The organism is Gammaproteobacteria bacterium (assembly GCA_033344735.1).
In the GTDB taxonomy this organism is placed as follows: Bacteria; Pseudomonadota; Gammaproteobacteria; order UBA4575; family UBA4575; genus UBA1858.
In genome coordinates this window covers 126,708-148,773 of sequence record JAWPMW010000001.1, presented here as the reverse complement: position 1 = coordinate 148,773, position 22,066 = coordinate 126,708, and the positions used below count along the sequence as shown (strand labels likewise).

General features: G+C 40.2%; 18 protein-coding genes. 1 reads left to right on the top strand and 17 read right to left on the bottom strand.

Translation table 11 applies throughout. The features are described 5' to 3' along the window. Positions 1-39: 39 nt before the first annotated feature. From tldD to holA, 10 genes are all read right to left on the bottom strand, one after another. The gene (gene tldD / locus R8G33_00765; GenBank protein ID MDW3094182.1) at positions 40-1,479 is read right to left on the bottom strand and encodes a metalloprotease TldD; all 1,440 of its coding nucleotides are present in this window, start codon (positions 1,477-1,479) and stop codon (positions 40-42) included. A 10-nt stretch (positions 1,480-1,489) separates the two neighbouring features. Next, complete coding sequence (locus tag R8G33_00760) at positions 1,490-2,299, bottom strand: carbon-nitrogen hydrolase family protein (GenBank protein MDW3094181.1); 810 nt, start codon at positions 2,297-2,299, stop codon at positions 1,490-1,492. Positions 2,300-2,442: 143 nt separating this feature from the next. Next, positions 2,443-6,300, bottom strand: a complete 3,858-nt coding sequence (locus R8G33_00755) for a YhdP family protein (protein ID MDW3094180.1) — start codon at positions 6,298-6,300, stop codon at positions 2,443-2,445. An 8-nt stretch (positions 6,301-6,308) separates the two neighbouring features. Then, entirely contained in the window at positions 6,309-7,793 is a 1,485-nt protein-coding gene (rng, locus tag R8G33_00750) for a ribonuclease G (protein ID MDW3094179.1), read from the bottom strand. 9 nt (positions 7,794-7,802) lie between these two features. Then, the gene (locus tag R8G33_00745) at positions 7,803-8,372 is read right to left on the bottom strand and encodes a Maf family protein (GenBank protein ID MDW3094178.1); all 570 of its coding nucleotides are present in this window, start codon (positions 8,370-8,372) and stop codon (positions 7,803-7,805) included. A 133-nt stretch (positions 8,373-8,505) separates the two neighbouring features. Next, positions 8,506-8,976 carry a 23S rRNA (pseudouridine(1915)-N(3))-methyltransferase RlmH gene (gene rlmH, locus R8G33_00740; GenBank protein ID MDW3094177.1) on the bottom strand — a complete coding sequence of 157 codons (471 nt, stop codon included), beginning with the start codon at positions 8,974-8,976 and terminating at the stop codon, positions 8,506-8,508. 6 nt (positions 8,977-8,982) lie between these two features. Next, a complete protein-coding gene (rsfS, locus tag R8G33_00735; protein MDW3094176.1) occupies positions 8,983-9,327 on the bottom strand; it encodes a ribosome silencing factor in 345 nt (114 codons plus the stop codon). 26 nt (positions 9,328-9,353) lie between these two features. Then, on the bottom strand, positions 9,354-10,025 hold the full coding sequence (nadD, locus tag R8G33_00730; protein MDW3094175.1) for a nicotinate-nucleotide adenylyltransferase: 672 nt from the start codon (positions 10,023-10,025) through the stop codon (positions 9,354-9,356). Beyond that, positions 10,018-11,295: a glutamate-5-semialdehyde dehydrogenase gene (locus R8G33_00725; protein ID MDW3094174.1), complete on the bottom strand. Its 1,278-nt coding sequence runs from the start codon at positions 11,293-11,295 to the stop codon at positions 10,018-10,020. The genes nadD and R8G33_00725 overlap by 8 nt, the downstream gene beginning before the upstream one ends. Before the next feature lie 13 nt (positions 11,296-11,308). Further along, entirely contained in the window at positions 11,309-12,289 is a 981-nt protein-coding gene (gene holA / locus R8G33_00720) for a DNA polymerase III subunit delta (GenBank protein ID MDW3094173.1), read from the bottom strand. A gap of 90 nt (positions 12,290-12,379) precedes the next feature. Here holA and R8G33_00715 point away from each other — a divergent pair, with 90 nt between their 5' ends. Further along, the gene (locus tag R8G33_00715; GenBank protein MDW3094172.1) at positions 12,380-13,267 is read left to right on the top strand and encodes an NAD(P)-dependent oxidoreductase; all 888 of its coding nucleotides are present in this window, start codon (positions 12,380-12,382) and stop codon (positions 13,265-13,267) included. A 104-nt stretch (positions 13,268-13,371) separates the two neighbouring features. On the opposite strand, the gene lptE is transcribed toward R8G33_00715, so the two are convergent. From lptE to R8G33_00680, 7 genes are all read right to left on the bottom strand, one after another. Beyond that, complete coding sequence (lptE, locus tag R8G33_00710) at positions 13,372-13,881, bottom strand: LPS assembly lipoprotein LptE (GenBank protein ID MDW3094171.1); 510 nt, start codon at positions 13,879-13,881, stop codon at positions 13,372-13,374. 9 nt (positions 13,882-13,890) lie between these two features. Next, positions 13,891-16,350, bottom strand: coding sequence for a leucine--tRNA ligase (gene leuS / locus R8G33_00705; protein MDW3094170.1), 2,460 nt, complete (start codon positions 16,348-16,350; stop codon positions 13,891-13,893). Positions 16,351-16,752: 402 nt separating this feature from the next. Then, positions 16,753-18,171, bottom strand: coding sequence for a mannose-1-phosphate guanylyltransferase/mannose-6-phosphate isomerase (locus tag R8G33_00700; protein ID MDW3094169.1), 1,419 nt, complete (start codon positions 18,169-18,171; stop codon positions 16,753-16,755). Positions 18,172-18,223: 52 nt separating this feature from the next. Next, positions 18,224-19,708 carry an apolipoprotein N-acyltransferase gene (lnt, locus tag R8G33_00695; protein ID MDW3094168.1) on the bottom strand — a complete coding sequence of 495 codons (1,485 nt, stop codon included), beginning with the start codon at positions 19,706-19,708 and terminating at the stop codon, positions 18,224-18,226. 41 nt (positions 19,709-19,749) lie between these two features. Further along, positions 19,750-20,586: a transporter associated domain-containing protein gene (locus R8G33_00690; protein MDW3094167.1), complete on the bottom strand. Its 837-nt coding sequence runs from the start codon at positions 20,584-20,586 to the stop codon at positions 19,750-19,752. Positions 20,587-20,631: 45 nt separating this feature from the next. After that, a complete protein-coding gene (ybeY, locus tag R8G33_00685) occupies positions 20,632-21,078 on the bottom strand; it encodes an rRNA maturation RNase YbeY (protein MDW3094166.1) in 447 nt (148 codons plus the stop codon). After that, positions 21,075-22,061, bottom strand: a complete 987-nt coding sequence (locus R8G33_00680) for a PhoH family protein (protein MDW3094165.1) — start codon at positions 22,059-22,061, stop codon at positions 21,075-21,077. Before R8G33_00680 ends, ybeY begins: the two co-directional genes overlap by 4 nt. Between the last annotated feature and the right edge of the window lie 5 nt (positions 22,062-22,066).

Genomic DNA, 22,066 nt, shown 5'->3' with positions numbered 1-22,066 from the left:
ATTTATTATTTGATGTACTAGAAACAATCCAGGTATTAACTAAGCTTGAGTGCCACCAACAGTAATACCATCAATACGCATAGTAGGTTGCCCTACACCAACAGGAACACTTTGACCCTCTTTACCACAAGTGCCTACTCCAGTGTCGAGCTTAAGATCATTACCTATCATTCCTACACGGGTTAACACGTCAGGGCCATCGCCAATTAATGTGGCACCTTTAACGGGATATGTAATTTTCCCATTTTCAACCATGTATGCTTCTGATGCGGAAAATACGAATTTGCCAGAAGTGATATCTACTTGGCCACCACCGAAATTAACCGCATAAAACCCTTTATCTACCGATGCTAAAATTTCTTCAGGATCACGCTCGCCTGCTAACATATATGTGTTTGTCATTCTTGGCATAGTTTGATGCGCATAAGATTCACGACGCCCATTACCAGTTGATGCTGTTTTTGAAAGCTGACCATTTAGTCTGTCTTGCATGTAGCCTTTTAAGATACCGTCTTCAATTAATGTCGTGCATTGCGTTGGCGTACCCTCATCATCAATATTGAGTGAACCTCTACGATTAGGCAATGTGCCATCATCAACCACAGTGACACCTGGGCTTGCTACTCGCTCACCTATACGATTACTAAATGCTGAAGTACCTTTACGATTGAAATCACCTTCTAGACCATGGCCAATAGCTTCATGCAACAATACTCCTGGCCAACCTGGTCCTAACACCACTGTCATGTTGCCCGCCGGTGCGTCTTTGGCATCGAGATTAACTAATGCTTGACGCACTGCTTCGCGTGAAAATTCATTAGCGGCATCAGACGCAATAAATTCTTTATAGTCATAACGACCGCCACCACCCATAGATCCCTGCTCACGACGACCATTTTGTTCAGCAATAACGCTGACATTAAATCTAACTAAAGGACGCACATCGGCAGCTAGTGTGCCATCACTACGCGCAATTAATATCACTTCATGCGTTCCCACTAAACTCACCATTACTTGTTTTACACGTGAGTCAGCTTCACGAGCAGTAGTGTCTGCTGCACGTAACAAATCCATTTTTTCGTTTTCACTTAATACTGACAATGGATTGTCTGGTGTATAGAGCGTGTGCCCGGTTTGCACGCGCCATGACTGCAATTCATTTGTCCCTGTTGATTTAGCAATACTACGCGCGGCATGCGAAGACTCTAATAATGCAGCCATTGCTATATCATCAGAGTATGCAAATCCTGTTTTATCACCTGACATAGCACGAACACCGACACCATGCTCGAGATTAAAACTCGCATCTTTAACAATGCCATCATCTAATGACCATGACTCACGAGTTGTGGACTGAAAATACAAGTCAGCAGCATCTATAGAGCCACCTAGTGCTGCACTCAATGCCTTATTAACATCCTCATCAGTTAAGCCAGTCGGCACAAGCAGATGATTACGTGCGATATCTAAATTATCCATAGCGTCTCAATTACTTTAGCATTCTATGCTGTAAACATGGGAAAGTACGTCGTGTATTCTTCATACGCTCAAGGTCTATTTCTGCAATAACAACGCCAGCACCTTGAGATAATCTATTTAATACATTTCCCCATGGATCAACAACCATACTGTCACCATACGTACTGCGACCACTTAAATGATAACCACCCTGGTCTGCTGCAATAACATAACAAAGATTTTCAATTGCACGCGCGCGCACTAGTATTTCCCAATGAGACTTACCAGTAGTTGCCGTAAAAGCAGAAGGAATAGCTATAATCTCTGCGCCCATATCCACTAGTTGACGAAATAACTCTGGGAAACGCAGGTCATAACAAATAGCTAAACCTAATTTACCAAAGGGTGTATCAAGAACCACTAGTTCTGTTCCATTCGCAATAGTTTCAGACTCTTTATAACTCTCCTCGCCATCTATTTCGACATCAAACAAATGAATTTTGTCATAGCGCGCAACGGCCTTGCCTTCTGAGTTATAAACAATACATGCCGCAATAATTTTATTTGGGTCATCGTATTGAAGTGGCACTGTACCACCAACAATCCATACGCCGTGTTTTTTTGCCTGATCACTTAAAAAGTTTTGGATAGGGCCATCATTATATGCTTCTCGAATATCGACCTTATCCGACTCTTCTATCCCCATAATGGGGAAGTTCTCTGGCAATACTATCAGTTCAGCACCCTGTTCTTTAGCTAACTGGATTAACCGGCTCGCTTCCATGAGATTGGCATCTCGCTGAGGAGCAGAAGCCATTTGAATGGCCGCAACTTTACTCATAATCATTTTCCCGATGTTAAGATTTATATAATTAGAAGTATGCTTGAATGGCTAAACCTAGGCTAGCCTATACAAAACGAAATTTAAGTAATCCTGTACTAAAGGTATAAATATGTATTTGAGGTGATTAATTTTTCGCCTTGCTATGGACCAGATTTGGGACCAACAGTTTCAGGCGCATTATTTTTTCGCTTATTTACTTTCTCGATGACAGGACTTTGCCATGTTCCGGTCATTTTATATTCGATATTAGAGACTTTATTCAGACCTACAGCACTACCCACTCGATCAACAATCATACCTGCTGCTGCACCCACCGGCCCACCAACAATTGCACCAGCCGCAGTAAGCGTTCCTGTCACAGCAGGCGTCACAGTAATATTTTGGTTATAGGTTTGTTCAATTAAATTAGTTTCACCATTAATTTTAATATCTGCAGACGATGCTTTGATTGAAATTTTATCAGTTTGCAAATTGCCTCCTTTTGATAAATTCAACACGCCTTTAATTGAATCAAAGGTAAAACCCTTGTTAGTCACGTCTTTAAAATCTAGTGATAAACGACGGCTAATTGCACCCAGGTTAAGTAACGCAAGCAAACGGCCAGCATTACCAGGATTAACTTCAGTGACTGAGCCATCTTTCATTTTAAAATCAGCAACACCACTCAGCTTATCCAATTCAAATTGATGAGGTGCAGCATCCCAATCAAGATTCATGGTGGCACTTAGTTCCCCTTTTCGTAAACTGCTTTTAAACCCAAGATCAATCAGACTATCTTCAACATCTATACTTTCTAATTGCAAATCAAATGACGTAGTCGCATTTTGATCTGCTAACAGCCATGAACCATTGCCTGACAAAGTCATATCTTGTGCAGCTAATTTAATTTTGTCAAAGACCAAGCCATTCTCTACTGACGAAGTATTTACAATAACATCAATAAACTTCAGATCATTAAAATTAAGTTGCTGACTAGAAAATGAAAATGGCCTAGTGTTTCGTGGATCTATATCGACCGATGATTTTTTATCTTCTGTTTGCCCCTTATTAATAGTCAGCGTCTTCATATCGATAGAGACTGGAAGGCTTTTATCTTCAGGCAGGAGCACACTACCCTTACCCAAGCTGGAATCTAAATTGAGTACATATGAACTATTATCACGACTACCCGCAATACTAATATTTTCAGCAGGCCATTTTGGGAACTGCAAAGAATCAAATTTTACATCAATGCTAGGCATGACTGCCTTGTCACTTGAAGCAACAGATTTCATGTATTGTTTATAGACTTCAAGCCATGAAACAGGATCCAGAGTTTTCCATGAACCTGCAATCATTAAACCTTCATTATCAATATCCGATTTACGGGGTTCGCCTAACTCAACCAGATTAAGCTCGAATGGCTCTTTAGGTTGGATAGAAAAATATAACGACAGCAAATCATCCAATTGCCATGACATTAAACCTTGTTTTTGGTCGAATTTAAGTATCGCAGGCAACGACCCGTGCGCTAACTTATTTAATGGTGACGGAAGTGTAGACTTAACCCCATTGAGCTGACTATTAATTATTAGCTTTAATTTATCCGGATTATTTTTCTTAAAAAATGAAGGCAGGTACACTTCACCATTAACCGGCGCTATACCACTAAAGAAAGTACTGAAACGCTTATAACGCTGCTCCAAATATGCACCCAAATCAAATGGACCACTAAAGATTAAGTTTGAAGCACCCTCACCGGCTGGATCTATAGATAGCAAAACAGGTTGCCGAAAGAGAGTTGCAGAAATTCCTTCACCAGTTGCTCCAGCTTGTGTGAACTGCACTTCTCCAGCAAGATCATTAAGCTCAATACCGACACTTTTTAAATCAAGCGTATTACCAAGGAAGTGAATATTTCCCGAAACTTTTATCGGTAGTATTAACTTCTTAGATAATGACCTAGAAAAATCAATTTCTAAACGCGAATCACCAGCAAGCGATATATGCTCAAGCACGGAGTTACTTTCACTGACCAAGTTAGACTCGCCTAAAAACGTTAGTAAATCCTGGCCCGGCCCATCAATTGTTCCCTTTAAATCCAGTGTTGCGCGCAAAAAAGAGTCTATTTCTATATCGACTTTTTTTATTTTAGAATCGAGTGTTTTTGCTTGTCGCGAACGAATATTAATATGATCCTTATCAATTGACACATTCGCTCTTACATCATGTAGCTTCGGCCACCCTTTTTTATATTCTAAAATCCCATTTTCAACTTCTACATCAACTTGAAAAACACCAGTTTGTTTATGAAAAGGAAACGCTCGCATGTTGCCACGCATAATAATAGTGGCATTACGAACATCACCCTCATGGATCGCTTCAGTAAACCATTTCTTTGTTCGACGTGTTTTTTGTAGCAGTGGGAAATAGTCACCTACCGCATTTGCTTTGGCTGAATCGACATAAAATTGCGCATCTGTGTAAACGTCTTTATCTATTATTTTGGTGTTAATACGCGCGCTCATACTTAGGTCGTCATTATATATTTTCAATCTATCTGCGCGCACTTCATGCACATTCCCATGATGGGTCCACTCTAGTTGACCATCAGCTGCAAATTTCAAATCATATCCTGGATAAGTTGTCGGAAGTCCAAGCTGGATATTATTAGAATTTAAATCCGCCACTCCTCCCGCATCACCACCCACCACATAAGCGCTTACCCCGCTCACAGATCGATTACCTTGTGCAAACCAGATATCAATATCATTAAATTGACCAGAATATTGAAACGTGGACTGATGATTATCTTTTAAGTCGAAGCGCATAAATAAATCTTCGACGCTTGCATTTAGTCGATATTGTTGAAGTTGATCTTCAAAACGAACTATATGAGGCGAATATGAATACAGAGTATTACAAATAGCACCTAAATTCATATTCCCAATATGCGCCAATATTGTTTTAGCGTTTAATGAGTGTCGCTGCAGCTCAAATTGAACTTGTGTTACTGGCCAATTACCTTTGGAGGTAACTATATTTATATCATCTGCTAAAAATTGCCAATTTCTATCTTCATTATTCCAGTCAAACTGAACAGACAATTGCTGTATATATTCATCACTTAGGCATAATTCACTTTTACTTGCTGAGTTAACAACAATATCATCTGCACTAATTGAGCCTCGTAAACCCGTTAGTGTTTTATTAGCGACTTGACCCCATAATTCAGAATCAATTATGACTGGAACTTTTCCCCCGCTGTTGCCAACAAATCTTTTTGCAATTTCCGCCATACGAAATTGATCAGTTTTAATATAGAAATCAATTTTGGCATCCGCAATGTTCTTAATATCACCTTCTATACTTACATTTGCACGAATTGATTTACCGAGCGTTTCAGGAAGATTTCCAGACAAAAATACATCGTAACCTTTAGATTTAGGATCGACGGCAATATCAATATCATTAAACAAGTAATCAGTTTCTGTCAGCTCATCTAACCAGTGAATATCAGAATCGAGCAAGCGCAAATGAACATCGCTGTAATTGCCACTCCCTGCTGATTGATTCATTTTGCTTTTGGACAACAAAAATACTTGATTCACATGAAAGTCACCAGATTCATCTCTCCTCAAAGACAAGTCTAGGCCTTCTAAGCTAACTTCTTTTATCCTTAGCGATCGTGATAATAGTGATTTATATACATTAATACTTAATCTTGCTTTTTTTAAAGCCCAATTATACTCATCATTATTACGATCAGTAATTACTACATTTTGCGCAACGATTTGTGAAAATAATTTTTGCCTACTAATATCCAACGATTCAATAGAAACATCTGCATTTAAAATCTCCCCAAGGCGTAGCTCAATCTTACTTTCAACAATATCACTTAAGTTTGGATAGCCACGTATAATTGTAATAAAAATTGCAAAAACAACGAGAATTACAGTGCAGGTATAAAGCACTGCATGGGATACCAGACTAATAATGCTAGAAAAATTCAATTTCACTAAGACTTCTATAGTAGTACAACATCAAATTGTTCTTGAGTGTACAAAGTTTCCACCTGGAGTTTTATAGTCTTTTTTGTATACTCTTCAAGCTCAGCAAGAATGTCAGACTCTTCATCAACCAACAAATCTACGACTTGTTGAGATGCTAACACTAATAATTCACTGGCTTCGTACTGACGCGCAACTCGCATAATTTCTCGAAACATTTGATAACATACAGTTTGAGCACTTTTCACTGATCCCGCACCAGAACAAGTTGAGCATGGTTCACATAAAATATGTTCAAGACTTTCGTGAGTGCGTTTGCGTGTCATCTCAACCAACCCCAGGGGAGAGACTTCGCATATTTGTGTTTTAGCACGATCTTTTTCTAAGACTTTCTCAAGTGCACGCAATACTTGACGTTTATGCTCCTCTTCCACCATATCAATAAAATCGATTATAATAATTCCACCTAAGTTGCGTAACTTTAACTGCCGCGCAATCGCTTGCGCAGCTTCTAGATTAGTCTTAAAAATTGTTTCTTCTAAATTTCTATTCCCAATAAAACCACCGGTATTTACGTCAACAGTGGTCATTGATTCAGTTTGATCAAATACTAGATGCCCACCTGATTTAAGCATGACCTTTCTTTGCAATGCTTTCTCTAATTCATCTTCAATGCCATGCAAATCAAAAATTGGACGCGCACCTTTATAACGCTGAACTCGGTCAACCAATTCAGGCACTAATTTTTCAGCGAAAGTTTTTACATTAAATACTGTTTCTCGAGAATCGATGGTAATATTTTCAACATCATCAGTATTCAAATCCCTTAAGGTACGTACAGCCAAAGGTAAATCAGAATACACTTCTGCTATTGAGTTTACTTTGCCAATTTTCTCGACAATAGAACTCCATAAACGCAATAAAAATTCTAAATCTCTTCTTAACTCTTCCTTTGAAACAGACTCTGCTGCAGTTCGCAAGATACAACCAAATTTTTTACCACTAGCATCAAGCAATTCTTGCATTAACTCTGATAGACGTTCACGCTCTTCTTCGTCTTCTAAACGCGCAGACAACCGAACATCAGTAGAGTAAGGCAATAACACCAAATAACGTGACGGCACAGTAATATTAGTTGTTAATCGCGCACCTTTTGTGCCTATCTGATCTTTAACAACCTGCACCAATACCTGCTGACCTTCATGGAGCAAATTTGCAATCGCTTCATGAGGGACATCTTCACCTTCTACAGGTGCAGATTGGGAACTGTGTGGCAGTGTGTTTACATCAGAAGCGTGTATGAAAGCTGCTTTCTCTAGACCAATATCAATAAATGCAGCATCCATTCCTGGCATAACACGACTAACGCAGCCCTTAAAAATACCACCAACTAATCCACGCCTGGCAACACGTTCAATTTGTACTTCTTGTAGTACACCATTTTCAACCACTGCTACACGTGTTTCTCTAGGCGTCACATTGACTAGAATTTCTTCGCTCACTAGCTTCCCTTAAAGTATGGAGATATCCGTCTCTCTCAATAATTGTGTCAATTCGTACAGCGGCAGGCCAACAACGCCAGAATAGCTGCCTGTTATTTTATCAACAAACACAGCGCCTTTACCTTGGATAGCATAGCTACCCGCTTTATCTTTAGGTTCACCTGTTAGCCAATAGTTCTTAGCTTCTTTTTCATTGATATCTCGGAATGATACCGCGCTAGAACTCAGGGCTTTACCTGTAAAATCTAATTGAGACACTACCACAGCTGTATGCACCATGTGTATTCGGCCAGATAAACTTGCCAGCATCTCAAGACAGTGGGTTTCATTTTCAGGCTTACCAAGAATAGTATTACCAATAGCAACACTGGTATCTGCTGCAATAATAATATCTTCAGGATGGAATTGTTGACGCGCGACTAATGCCTTTGACATCGCCATCCGTTGGACATAGTCCATCACCGATTCATTATCTTGAACAGACTCATCAATGTCGCTGGGCGCCACATCAAAATCCAGTCCAATTTGTTGCAATAACTCAGCGCGTCGCGGCGATGCTGACGCCAATACTATTGACATAATGGTTCCTAATTCAATTGGGTAATTATCGCATGAATTGTTGATCTAATGACGTGAATCCAGCATTTCAATATTGTATATAATTCAACCTTTTGCTGGGACATCGCAATCTCGAGGATGACAACTAGTGACTTTATATTCGATGGTAAGGATGATTATTAAGAATTGACCAGCCACGATATAGCTGTTCAGTCAAAAACAATCGTGCCATTTCATGTGGTAACGTGAGGCGGGATAAAGCCATTAAAAAATCGGCTTGCTTTCGATGTTCCGCATTAACACCGTCAGCGCCTGCAATTATAAATGCAACATCTTGACCATTATGTTGCCAGTTATTTATTTGCTGAGAAAAATTTTCTGAAGTGTATTGTTTTCCGCGTTCATCAAGTAACACTAACATTGCATGTTTAGGAATTTTTCCTAGTATAAGTTGCCACTCTTGTTCTCTAGCTGTTTCAATATGAGTATTTTTGGTACGTTTTATCGGCGTTAACCTTGTCTGTGTATACCCAAACGATGCTGGCATTCGTTTCAAATAAGATTGGCATGCATCTTCGGCCCATTGGCTTGGTTTTTCACTGACGTACAGTAACGAAAAATGCATAAAAATTTACACTGTCTGAGTCTTTTCAGCCGGAATTTCTAATTGCCATAATTTTTCTAGATTATAAAAATCGCGTGCATCCGGCAACATGACGTGAACGATAATGTCATATAAATCTATTAACACCCATGAACGATCTTTCTCTACACCAACAACGGTAGCACCTGCTTTTTTAGCTTTTTCTACCACATTATTTGCCAGCGCCTGCACATGACGATCTGAAGTACCACTAGCAATCACCATCATATCAATGATGTCGATCTTACCGTGCATATCAACACTGACTAAGTCATTGCCTTTTACGTCTTCTAATGCCTCTAAGACTAATTTATGTAATTTCTTTAATTCCACATGTTCTCCTATAAAAGTAAATAAAATCAGTTAACACTTTCTTGGTATAAATTATTCCGCTTAATATAATTCCACACTCCACCCGGTAACATAAATCTTGGCTGCTCACCAGCGTGCACTGTTTCACGAATTTTTGTGGAGGAAATATCAAGCAGCTCAACATTAGAAATATAAATATAGCCATATCGTTTTTCACTCAGCTTACTTACATCATCACACATATACGGCTGCAACCATGCATTTGTTTTTACATTTTGCGACACTTCATAGCCTGGACGACGCATTACTAAGACATGACACAACTGCATAATTTTTTCTGCTTGATGCCAACGTGGAAAATCTATTAACGCATCCTCACCCATTATCCAAAACAATGTTGAATTACTCGCTACTTCGCTCGCTATTTCACGCAAGGTCTCATATGTGAAAGAAGGTGTTTCACGCTTCAACTCTCGCGCATCTGCTTCAAACAACTCACTGCTGCCAGCAATAATAGAAACCATATTCCACCGGTGTTGGGCAGAAGCAAATGTTTCATCTTTGAAAGGTGAGATCTTACAGGGAATTAATCGAATTGAATCGAACTGAAATTTTTCTGCTAGCTCGAGACTCGGCTTGATATGACCAAAGTGCACAGGATCAAATGAACCACCTAATATGCCTATTTTCATGCCACTCGTGGCTTTAGCATCACTCACGTATATTCCCGTCTCCGTAGACTATGAATTTTTGAGTGGTAAGACCTTCCAAGCCGACTGGACCACGTGCATGTAATTTGTCTGTGCTAATACCTATCTCTGCACCTAGGCCATACTCAAAGCCATCTGCAAATCGCGATGATGCATTCACCATTACTGAACTTGAGTCAACTTCACGTAAAAATTTCTGTGCTGTGGTGTGGTTTTCGGTGACAATAACATCTGTATGATGAGAACCATAGGTTTCTATATGGTCGATAGCTTCTTCACTACTCTCAACTACCTTGATGGCAAGTATTGGTGCCAAATATTCTTCACTCCAATCTTGCTCTGTTGCATTATTAATACCAGACAAGATCATTTTAGTTTGCTGACATCCACGTAGTTCAACTTGATAACTAGCATATTCTTCTTGCAACCTTGGCAATATGCTTTCTGCAACATCTTTATGCACTAATAATGTTTCCATGGCATTACAAACACCGTAGCGATGTGTTTTTGCATTCACAGAGATTGCAACTGCTTTGTCAATATCTAATTGCTGATCTAAGTACACATGGCAGTTTCCATCTAAATGTTTAATCACAGGGATGGTTGATTCTGCTGACACACGCTCAATCAACCCTTTACCACCGCGCGGTATTATCACACTGACATAGCGATCCATACGCAGCAATTCATTAACTGCAACACGGTCAGTCATTTCAACGACTTGCACTGCTGACTCTGGTAACCCCGCTTTTGATAAAGATTGTTGGATGCATTCACCGATTGCGCGATTAGAATGTATCGCTTCGGAACCTCCACGTAATATCACTGCGTTACCAGATTTCAAACACAAGCCAGCAGCATCAGCTGTCACATTTGGCCGTGATTCATAAATAATACCAATCACTCCTAGCGGAACACGCATTTTTCCCACTTGAATCCCTGAAGGACGCGAAGCTAAATCAGACACTTCACCGACAGGATCTTGTAAGCTAGCAATTTGCTTTAAACCATCTGCCATTGATTGAATTCTAGTTGGAGTTAATTCCAAACGATCTAACAATGCAGCTTCCAAACCACGCTCTTTACCCGCCTGCAAATCTAACTGATTTACTTGTATTAATTTTTCTTGTTGCGCTAGCAAAATGTCAGCCAAGTAGCTCAGCGCATCATTCTTGCTTGCAGTTGATGCTGCAGACATTTGGCGCGCAGCCTGGCTCGCCCTCTGCCCCAAACCAAGCATGTACTGTTTTACTGAAAGCTCTTGTTGTGTCACTGCCATTTGTTTTACCTATTCAACGCGCAAGTTTTAAAGCAACATCTGTAAATGATTGCCAGACATCCCCGCTTGCACGGCCCTTTATCATTTGATCTACCTGCCCGCATTTCATTAGCAAGGTATAAAGTTGTTCGCGATTAAATTTATTTGCGTGTACGCCTAATTGATTACGTTTATTGTAGTAAAATGCATTCTGCACACCTTTTGACTTACCCCGTTTCTGTGTCGAGGTGTAAATTACTGCACGCACTAATTCCGCCAAGCCCCATAAGACCAGATTAGGTGCAAAAGATTCACGTTGCAGTTGACCCAGAATTTTAATGACCTTATTTCTTTGCCCACTCAAAATAGTATCAACCAAATCAAATACGTTGTATTTAGTTTGACTAGATACCCAAGCTTGATCAGCATCATTATTATCAATAGCAAGCAAGGCCATTTTTTCTATTTCTTGCGCCGCTGCCAGCATATTCCCCTCTACCCGCGAAGCAATATATTCAGCTGTCTGACGATCATCAGATAATGCTTCCGATTTTAAACGTGTTTGAACCCAGCGTACCAGATCAGTACCTGTTAATGGCCAAATACGCATAAACACACCTACCTGCGAAATCGCTTGTACCCACTTAGATTTTAGAGTGGCCTTTTCTATCTTACCGCTTTGAATAATTAACAGTACATCGTCAGGGAGTTGTTCACAATATTGCTGTAATGCTTTACCACCAGGTATACCCGGCTTTCCTGTTGGTAATCTCAACTCTAGAATTTTCTTATCACCAAACAAAGACATATTACTGCTTTGCTCAGTCACTTGTGACCAATCAAAACTACGCTCCACATATAACACCTGGCGTTCTATATAACCTTTCTCACGCGCTTTAGCGCGGATTTTAGTAAGCGACTCTTCGACTTGCAAAGGCTCATCTCCAGACACCAAGTAAACAGGTGCTAGAGCCATGTCTAAATGATCGTTCAGCTGTTGTACGTTTAGGTCCAAAATGTCTTCCGAGTTAAGATTAATAAGTTGTGGCTCAATTTCGTATATTATATACGTGTTTTAACGCTTATTAATCAACATATTAGGTCTATGCATAAAGAAAAAGTGGTAGAAAAGATAGGATTTATCGGACTCGGCATCATGGGTAAAGCCATGGTCGAAAATCTGGCCAAAGCTGGTCATAAAGTCAATGTTTATGCGCGCCGCCAGGCCAGCGTGAAAGCCTTAGAGACAGATAATCTCGAATCTTTCGCAACTCCCGCTGAATTAGCTAAGGCTTCCAGCGTGGTCATTTCATGCGTTTCAGACACTCCAGATGTGGAACAAGTCCTAGTAGGGGCTGAGGGTGTGATTCATGGTGTTAAAGCCGGGTCTCTGGTGATCGATATGAGTACTATCTCACCGGAGTCGACGCAGGAAATGGCAGATAAATTTTCTCAAGCAGGTGTCAGCATGTTAGATGCTCCCGTATCCGGGGGAGAAGTGGGCGCTATAGCTGCGTCGTTATCTATTATGGTGGGTGGAGAAGAAAAAGATTTTCAACGCGCTACTCCCATTTTTGAATGTTTAGGAAAAAACATTATCCACGTGGGCGCATCTGGTGCCGGACAGGTTGCCAAGGCTTGCAATAATTTAGTTGCTGCACAAACGGTAGTGGCAGTGGCTGAAGCTTACTTATTAGCACGCAATTGTAATGTAGATCCGGCAAAAGTAAGAGACGCCCTGTTAGGTGGATTTGCTTATAGCCGTGTTTTGGAATTGCATGGTCAACGCATTCTTGATGAAAATTATATTCCTGGCTTCAAAACAAAATTGCATGCTAAAGATTTACAAATAGCACTAAAAAGTGCTGATAAAAACTCAATTAAAATGCCCGGCACTGAGTTATCCGATCATTACTTGCAAGCATTATTAGAACAAGGAGATGGCGAACTAGATTCTTCGGCAATAGCTAAAGTTATTCTTGAAAACGGCTAGAAATGCTTACCCGTTTTATATTTAACAGAAAATTGCCACTGCCATATTTTGCAAAATCCTATCATTCTCATTTACCTAGTCATGAAGTAATTGAAACGGAATTACTATACTTTCTCTTCAATTTCTAGCGAAATTGCTTGCAAGCGATATAATATCAATCGTGCTGCATCTGCGCGCATTTCTTGGTATATAGCGTTCTCTTCATTGCTTTTACCAAGCACATCATTGATATCAAACAAAAAGTCTCTAGTCAGACGTACTTCTTGATTTTGAACTAATCTTTTACCTTCAGAATCTTTAACGTCTATACCCACGCGTAAAATTAATTCGTACTCGCGAACTTTCCCATCCTCATCGACTGAAAGTATTTCTTTCTCTGTGATTTCATAAAGCACTTCAACTAGAGCAGAAGCTTCTTCTGCACTGACCAATCGATATTTATTTATTTCGAATTGTTTCTCTAGCAATTCTGCCATTTCATGACCACGACCCTGATAACTGACATGAGTGCTTTCAAACACAGGATCTAAATCAGCCTTACCAGCCAGACGATAACCACAGCCAGATGCTAGAGATAATGCAATAACAATAATTAGTAACTTGAACTTATTCACTCATTTCTCCTAGACAACAATATTTACCAGACGACCTTTGACTACTATGATCTTTTTAACTGGCTGTTGTTTAATATGATTCTGTATTTTCTCACTATTCAATGCTGTTGTCTTAATTAGTTCATCATCAGCATCTGCTGAGACATTAACTTTATCACGCAACTTGCCGTTTATTTGAACCATTAATTCAAGCGTATCACGTACTAAAGCTTGCTCATCATGTTGCGGCCAAGGCTGGCTTTCAATTTCATTTGAATGGCCTAGCGATCCCCATAAATCTGAGCATATATGTGGAACAATCGGTGACAGCATTAACACAATCGCTTCGATACCTTCTCGAATTACAGCACAATCATTTTCGTCTTGCTGTTTCAATGCAGACAAATCGTTTAGTAATTCCATATTCGCCGCAATTGCAGTATTGAATGTATAACGACGTCCGACATCATCACTTACTTTTTTAATAGTGCTATGAATTTTATTACGCAACTCTTTTTGAGTAGTATTTAACTCAGCCAGCTTAATAGTCGTTGACGTAGATACATCCACTTGTAAATGCTGATATACAAAACGCCATAACTTTTTAAGGAATCGCGCAGAACCATCAACTCCTGTATCAATCCATTCCAAAGAATTGTCTGGTGGCGATGCAAACATAGTAAACAAGCGAACTGTGTCCGCACCAAATTTTTCAATTAGTTGCTCTGGATCAACCGTATTGCCTTTTGACTTAGACATTTTAGTGCCATCTTTTAACACCATACCTTGGGTAAGCAAATTGGTAAAAGGCTCATCAGAACTGATTAAACCCTCGTCACGCATTAGCTTATGAAAAAAACGTGCATACAACAAATGTAATACTGCATGCTCAATACCACCAACATATTGATCCACTGGCAGCCAGTAGTTAGCTCGCTCATCTAACATTTTGTCTTCATTATCAACACTGCAATAACGTGCGTAGTACCAACTTGACTCAAAGAATGTATCAAAGGTATCTGTTTCACGTTTTGCTGGCTTACCGCATTTCGGACAAGCAACATCAACAAATTCTGACATTGTTCCTAATGGTGACCCTGCACCCGTTACCTCTACATTTTCAGGCAACCTAACTGGCAAATCTGATTCTGGTACAGCGACTGCACCACAATCATTACAGTAAATCATCGGGATAGGACAACCCCAATAACGTTGTCGTGAAATACCCCAATCACGTAGGCGAAAATTAACAGATCGCTCACCACGTTTATCTGCTTCAATTTTTTTAGATATGGCAATGAATGCTTGCTCTGATGTTAATCCATCCCATTCACCAGATTGTTTAAGTATTCCTTTATCTGTAAATGCTTGTTTGCTGACATCACCCTGCTGTGATGACACTTTAGGAAAGATGACCTGTCTAATTGGCAAATCATACTTACATGCAAATTCCCAATCTCTCTGATCATGGGCTGGCACACTCATCACCGCTCCGGTACCGTATTCAATTAATACAAAGTTGGCTATCCATATTGGAAGCTTTTCACCTGTAATCGGATGTAACGCGAATAAGCCAGTCGCCACACCTTCTTTTTCTGCACTATTTATTTCTGCTTCAGCAACTTTGCGTTGCTTGCACTTTTCTATAAAATTCGCTGCAGCTGTATTATTCTTTGCTGCAATGTCTGCTAATTCATGTTCTGGTGCAATGGCAACATAGCTAACACCCATCAATGTATCAGGACGTGTTGTATACACTTGCATTGAAGGTAAGCCACCTTCTACATCAAACGAAAACTGCAACCCTTCCGAACGCCCAATCCAGTTTTGCTGCATCACTTGCACTTGTTCCGGCCAGCCTTCTAACTGCTTTACGCATTCTAATAACTCATCAGCATATTGGGTAATTTTCAAGAACCATTGCGATATTTCTCGCCGCTCAACTAATTCGCCAGAACGCCAACCACGGCCATCAATAACTTGCTCGTTTGCCAGTACTGTTTGGTCAACAGGGTCCCAATTGACGATGGATTTCTTCTTATATACCAGGCCCTTTTCAAACAGACGCGTGAATAACCACTGTTCCCACTTGTAATATTCAGGTGTACACGTTGCCAGCTCTCTATTCCAATCGTAGGCAAAGCCCAAGCGTTGCAATTGGCCGCGCATGTAATCAATATTTTCATAAGTCCACTTAGCTGGTGGCACTTTATTTTTTAGTGCGGCATTCTCAGCCGGCAAACCAAATGCATCCCACCCCATCGGCTGCATTACATTCTTGCCTTGCATACGCTGGTAACGGCTAATGACATCACCAATGGTGTAATTGCGAACATGCCCCATATGCAGTCGCCCACTCGGATATGGGAACATTGAAAGACAGTAGAATTTCTCTCGGCTTTCATCCTCAACCGCTTTAAAAGTGTCAGATTGTTGCCATCGCGACTGTACCTCAGCCTCTATTTCGTGAGGTTGATAATCTTCATTCATAAATTTGATTAATTATTAGACTTTTCTTTTAGGGTTTTCTTGGGCTGTTGCGGCCTAATAGTAGCAAAATTCTGCGTGTTAAATGAAGTTTGAATGACAATCAATTGCTATCAAGCTGATCAATGAGAGATATAAAATTGTTCTTTTTGTAGTATCAGAGCCAGAAGAGTAATGTAATCCCTGTAGTAGATAATTGTTGTTAAGCGCCGTAGGCACAAAAGTTTAATAACAATGATAAATATGATCGGTGCGCTTTAAGATGAACCGTCTAGAGTAGAAATTTTTTTCTAGGCAACTCTGAAACCACAATAGCACGAACTATTTATCAGATTACTACATCCAGTCATGAGCCTACACAGAAAGCCCGCCATCAGTCATGCGGGCTTTCTTTTGCTACTCCTATTATTTATCTGAACGACCGTATCGATCATCAAAACGTTCAATATCATCTTCACCTAAATAAGTACCCGATTGAACTTCGATCAATTCCAAAGGAATTTTTCCGGGGTTTTCTAGACGATGGATAGCACCTATCGGTATATAAGTAGATTGATTTTCTGATAACAGAAATTCTTTATCGTCGCAGGTTACGACGGCAGTTCCATTCACAACTATCCAATGCTCTGCACGATGGTGGTGTTTTTGCAAAGATAGTTGCTCGCCTGGCTTAACAGTGATTCTTTTTACTTGAAAACGTTCTGCATTATCGATTGACTCATAGTCACCCCAAGGCCGATAAACTTTACGATGTATTTCTGATTCATCTCTATTTGCTTGTCTAAGTGCATTTGCAATTTGCTTGACGTTTTGCGATTGATTTCGCGGCGCTACCATCACAGCATCAGACGTTTCAACAATAACAGCATCATGCATGCCAACAGCAGTCACTAAACGACTAGAACTATGCACATAACAACCTTGGCAATCTTCTAACAGAACATCACCAGTTAATGCATTGTTGTTTTCATCCTGCTGTGAAGATTCCCAGAGCGCATGCCAAGAACCGACATCATTCCAGTCACTCGCCAAAGGAACAACCGCAGCATTATTAGTATTTTCCATTACCGCATAATCGATTGACTCACTTTTACAAGCGGCAAAAGCATCTTTATCAATTCGGATAAAATCTAAATCTTTTTCATGTGCGCCGTATGCTGAATTCACGCAGGCAGCCATTTCGGGCTCATGTGTTGCAAGCTCAGTTACTAATGTAGATGCTTTAAACATAAACATGCCACTATTCCAAGAATAATCTCCAGAATCTAAATATTCTTGCGCCTTTGCTAACTCAGGTTTCTCAACAAATTTTTCAACCTGATTGGCTTTGCCGTTTACTAAGGGTGAACCCGCTTTAATATAACCGTAGCCTGTTTCTGGCCGCGTTGGCTTTATGCCGAATGTGACCAGCTGATCTTGCTCACTTAGGCTCTTGGCCAATTCAATCGCTTGGCTAAATTTTTCTTGCTCATCTAGGATGTGGTCTGCAGGTAGTACTAAAATAATCGCATCATCTCTGCGTTGCTGGGCGCATAAGGCAGCTAATGCAATCGCCGGAGCAGTATTTCGCCCCACTGGTTCTAGTACAATATCGGCATTTTCAACGCCTTCCTGACGTAGTTGCTCAGCAGCCATGAACCTGTGTTCGTCATTACAAACAATAATAGGATCTTGAATTCCATTACCTAATGCTTGAACTCTCGCAACGGTGTCTTGAAACAAACTGCGATTATTTCTTAGAGGAATAAATTGCTTCGGATATAATTTTCGTGACACAGGCCACAATCGTGTGCCTGATCCACCTGACAATATGACCGGTATAATATGAGCAAATTTAGGCATAATTTAATTCTAGATACTTTGTATTTAACTGAATTTATTTCTCACCTGAGTTGGCACGGCGAGATCGGACAAATACTAGCAAGATTAGCGCAGATAAAATGCTGATTATTGCCCAATTTCCCCAGATAATGAACGGTGTGCTTCCGCGCATCGGCCAAACTTCCCCAGTAATGACTTGATCAACAAACTGTCCTGATTCCGCCATAACTTGTCCATTAGAGTCTATGACTGCAGATACTCCAGTATTCGCAGCTCGTAACATATAACGGCCTGTCTCCAAGGCTCGCGTTCTAGCAATTTGTAAATGCTGATGAGGTGCCAGTGAATTTCCAAACCAAGCATCATTGGTTACATTCATTAGCATCTGAGCTTCAGGTAATGCTCGGTTTATTTCTTCGCCAAATGCCGCTTCATAACAAATAGATACACCTACTGGAATACCCTTTAAAGTTAGTACTGATGAACCTTGACCCGGACTCAAATCAGACATTGGTATCACTACAATGCTGCGAAAAAATTCAAATATCCAGCGTAAAGGAAGGTATTCGCCAAACGGCACTAAATGATGTTTATTATAGATTTGTAGCTCACCACCGAGAGTAACCAAAGAATTAAATATTCGTTCTGTCCCTGGCTCGTATGTAAATACTCCTGATAATAACTCAGTGTTATTGTCTTTTAGTTGGCGCTCAAAGCTAGGAATAAAATCTTTATTTGCCACTCGAAGAAAGGTTGGAATCGCTGTTTCCGGCCAAAGTACAATATCACTATCCAAATGTTTGCTGGTTAGGTCGATATAGGCTTGATACACCTCATGACGTCGAGATTTATCCCACTTCATATCAAATGGAATATTGGCTTGTACTGCCGATACTTTCACGGGACGTTCGCCTACCTTTGACGTCCACTCAATACCAGTAGCGTAAAAACACATCATCAGCAATACACTCAAACCAATCGCCGGCCACATTAATTGTTGCTTACTTGCGTTAATGAACACTATTGTACTTGCTGCCAGAAACGCAATTAACGCACTACCCGCAAATGTACCAAATATTGGGATAATACCCGCCAGAGGAGAATCGACAAGGCTATGCCCTACTAACAACCAAGGAAACCCTGTCAGTACCCAACTGCGTAACCACTCGAACATAACCCACAATGCAGCAAACGTCAGCACACTCATCCATAAACTTATTGATGCACTTAACCTGGTATGTACTTTCAAAACCAACGCAGGAAAAATACTTAGTACCAATGTATACACAATAGTGATTACTATAGCTGCAATAAATGGCGCTTCGCCAAAGTCGTATAAGCTGTTAAAAATCCAAGAGATTCCAGAGCCAAACATACCTATCCCGAATAAGTAACCCGTTTTAAATGCCTGGCTATGATTCTGTTGATGCAATAAATACAACAAGGACAATGAGATAATTGAAACCCACCATAGATGGAATGGCGAGAAAGCCAATACGCTAATGGCACCTGCAAATAATAATAAAATAGCGCGACTCATTTAATTACAACAAAGGTTATTAAATGCTAAACAAATAGAATTTATAAACGTGTGACTTTAAGCAAGTGCAACCGCCGACTATCAGCACTGATGACCTCAAATTTAAATTCATCGATTGACACATCTTCACTTCTTTTAGGCACATGCCCAAAATTACTTGTCACTAAACCACCAATGGTATCGAATTCATCATCTTTAAATGAACAATCAAAAAATTCATTAAAGTCTTCTATTGGCGTTAATGCTTTAACTAAGGCGTACTTATCATCTTCTGAATAAGTAATGTATTGATCTTCTTCTAGATCATGTTCATCCGTAATATCACCGACGATTTGTTCTAACACATCTTCAATGGTTACCAATCCGGAGACGCCACCATACTCATCTACAATAATGGCCATATGGTTTCGGGTATTACGAAACTCATTCAACAATATATTTAATCTTTTGCTTTCAGGAACAATAAACGCCGAACGCAAAATATCTTTGATATTAAATTCTTCGGTATTTTTGTCTGACAAGAATCTGAGCAAATCCTTTGCTAATAACACACCTACCACTTCATCACGACTGTCCCCAATTACCGGAAAACGTGAGTGTGCTGATTCAATAATTGTAGGTAACATTTCTTGCACCGAATGTTCTTCTTCAACGACAACCATATGTGAACGTGGGATCATAATGTCACGCACTTGCAACTCAGATACCTGAAAAACACCCTCGATCATTGCCAAGGCACTAGTATCGAATAAATTACGCTCATGCGCTTCGCGTAAAATTGCGACTAATTCTTCACGGTCTTTTGGCTCGCTGGAAAAAACTTGTCCGAGGCGGTCTAACCAATTTTTTTCTGATGCGGGGTCAGGCATAGTGCCCATAGATTCTTGCTAGGTAATTTAAAGAAATAATTAAGGCATCATTGATCAAACGTAAGGATTTTCAAATCCAAGTTTATTCATGATTTTGGTTTCCAAACTTTCCATTTGTTCTGCTTCTACATGATCAATATGATCGTAACCTTGTAGATGAAGAATACCATGTACAGTCATATGCGCCCAGTGGCTATGAAGCGATTTTCCTTGATCAGTGGCTTCTTTGATGACAACTGGTGCACACACAATTATGTCGCCAAGAAAAGGGATATCAACGCCTCCTGGCAAATCAGCCGGAAAAGACAGCACATTTGTGACACCAGTCTTTTTACGATACTGCTCATTCAGCTTGCCCATTTCAGCCTCATCAACTATGCGCATTGCCACATCTTTATGTTCATCTGAATCCGCTTCAATCGCACTTGCCCATACTTGGAACATCTCTACACTGGGAATTTCATCAGCGGATGCAGCAATCTGCACTTCGATGTTAATCATTTCCCGTCAGGTTTATCCTGCTCGTCATCACGATCATAAGCATCAATAATATGTTGGACTAAAGGATGTCGAACCACATCTCTAGAATTAAAATAATTAAATTTGATTCGTTTCACATCTTTCAATACATGCATGACATGGCGTAAACCTGACTGCCCTCGGTTTGGTAGATCAATCTGAGTCACATCGCCGGTGACTACCGCCTTAGAACCAAAACCAATTCTAGTCAGAAACATTTTCATTTGATCTTTTGTAGTATTTTGAGCCTCATCTAAAATCACAAAAGAATCATTTAGAGTACGACCACGCATATACGCCAACGGGGCCACCTCAATGATAGTGCGTTCTATAAGCTTATTCACACGTTCAAAACCCATCATTTCATACAGCGCGTCATACATCGGTCTTAGATAAGGATCAATCTTCTGAGTTAAATCTCCCGGCAAAAAACCAAGGCGCTCTCCTGCTTCTACCGCAGGGCGCACCAACACCAAACGCTGCACCTGCTCAGAATCTAATGCTGCAACAGCACAAGCCACCGCTAAATATGTTTTACCGGTTCCAGCAGGGCCAATGCCAAAAGTTAGATCATGATTAAGCACATCACTAATGTAAGCTGCTTGATTAGGGCCACGTGGTTTAATAATTCCACGTCGCGTGTGGACTCCAATATCGGTTAACTTTTCGTTATCTTTATCAGAAATATTATCTACATGTGAGTCTTGTAAATGCAAATGGATAGTTTCCTTAGAAAGTTCTTCAGAGTCTGTTGCAGTATATAAGTTTTTTATTACTACAGCAGCTGATTCAGCAGCGGATGAATTTCCTTCTACAGTAAATGAATTACCTCGATGGTGAATTTCTACTGACAATCGCTGTTCAATTTGATGCAAATGTTCATCAAACGGGCCACATAGGTTGGCGAGGCGAGAATTATCGTTGGGATGCAGAGTGAGATTAACTTTTGCAGGTTGGGCACTCAATATAA

What these genes read in the sequence shown, in the direction of transcription:
- R8G33_00690 (MDW3094167.1), bottom strand. Translation starts at nt 20,586, where the DNA reads ATGGGCACTATGCCTGACCCCGCATCAGAAAAAAATTGGTTAGACCGC.
- R8G33_00745 (MDW3094178.1), bottom strand. Translation starts at nt 8,372, where the DNA reads ATGTCAATAGTATTGGCGTCAGCATCGCCGCGACGCGCTGAGTTATTG.
- R8G33_00725 (MDW3094174.1), bottom strand. Translation starts at nt 11,295, where the DNA reads ATGGCAGTGACACAACAAGAGCTTTCAGTAAAACAGTACATGCTTGGT.
- lnt (MDW3094168.1), bottom strand. Translation starts at nt 19,708, where the DNA reads ATGAGTCGCGCTATTTTATTATTATTTGCAGGTGCCATTAGCGTATTG.
- rlmH (MDW3094177.1), bottom strand. Translation starts at nt 8,976, where the DNA reads ATGCATTTTTCGTTACTGTACGTCAGTGAAAAACCAAGCCAATGGGCC.
- R8G33_00715 (MDW3094172.1), top strand. Translation starts at nt 12,380, where the DNA reads ATGCATAAAGAAAAAGTGGTAGAAAAGATAGGATTTATCGGACTCGGC.
- leuS (MDW3094170.1), bottom strand. Translation starts at nt 16,350, where the DNA reads ATGAATGAAGATTATCAACCTCACGAAATAGAGGCTGAGGTACAGTCG.
- tldD (MDW3094182.1), bottom strand. Translation starts at nt 1,479, where the DNA reads ATGGATAATTTAGATATCGCACGTAATCATCTGCTTGTGCCGACTGGC.
- ybeY (MDW3094166.1), bottom strand. Translation starts at nt 21,078, where the DNA reads ATGATTAACATCGAAGTGCAGATTGCTGCATCCGCTGATGAAATTCCC.
- R8G33_00760 (MDW3094181.1), bottom strand. Translation starts at nt 2,299, where the DNA reads ATGAGTAAAGTTGCGGCCATTCAAATGGCTTCTGCTCCTCAGCGAGAT.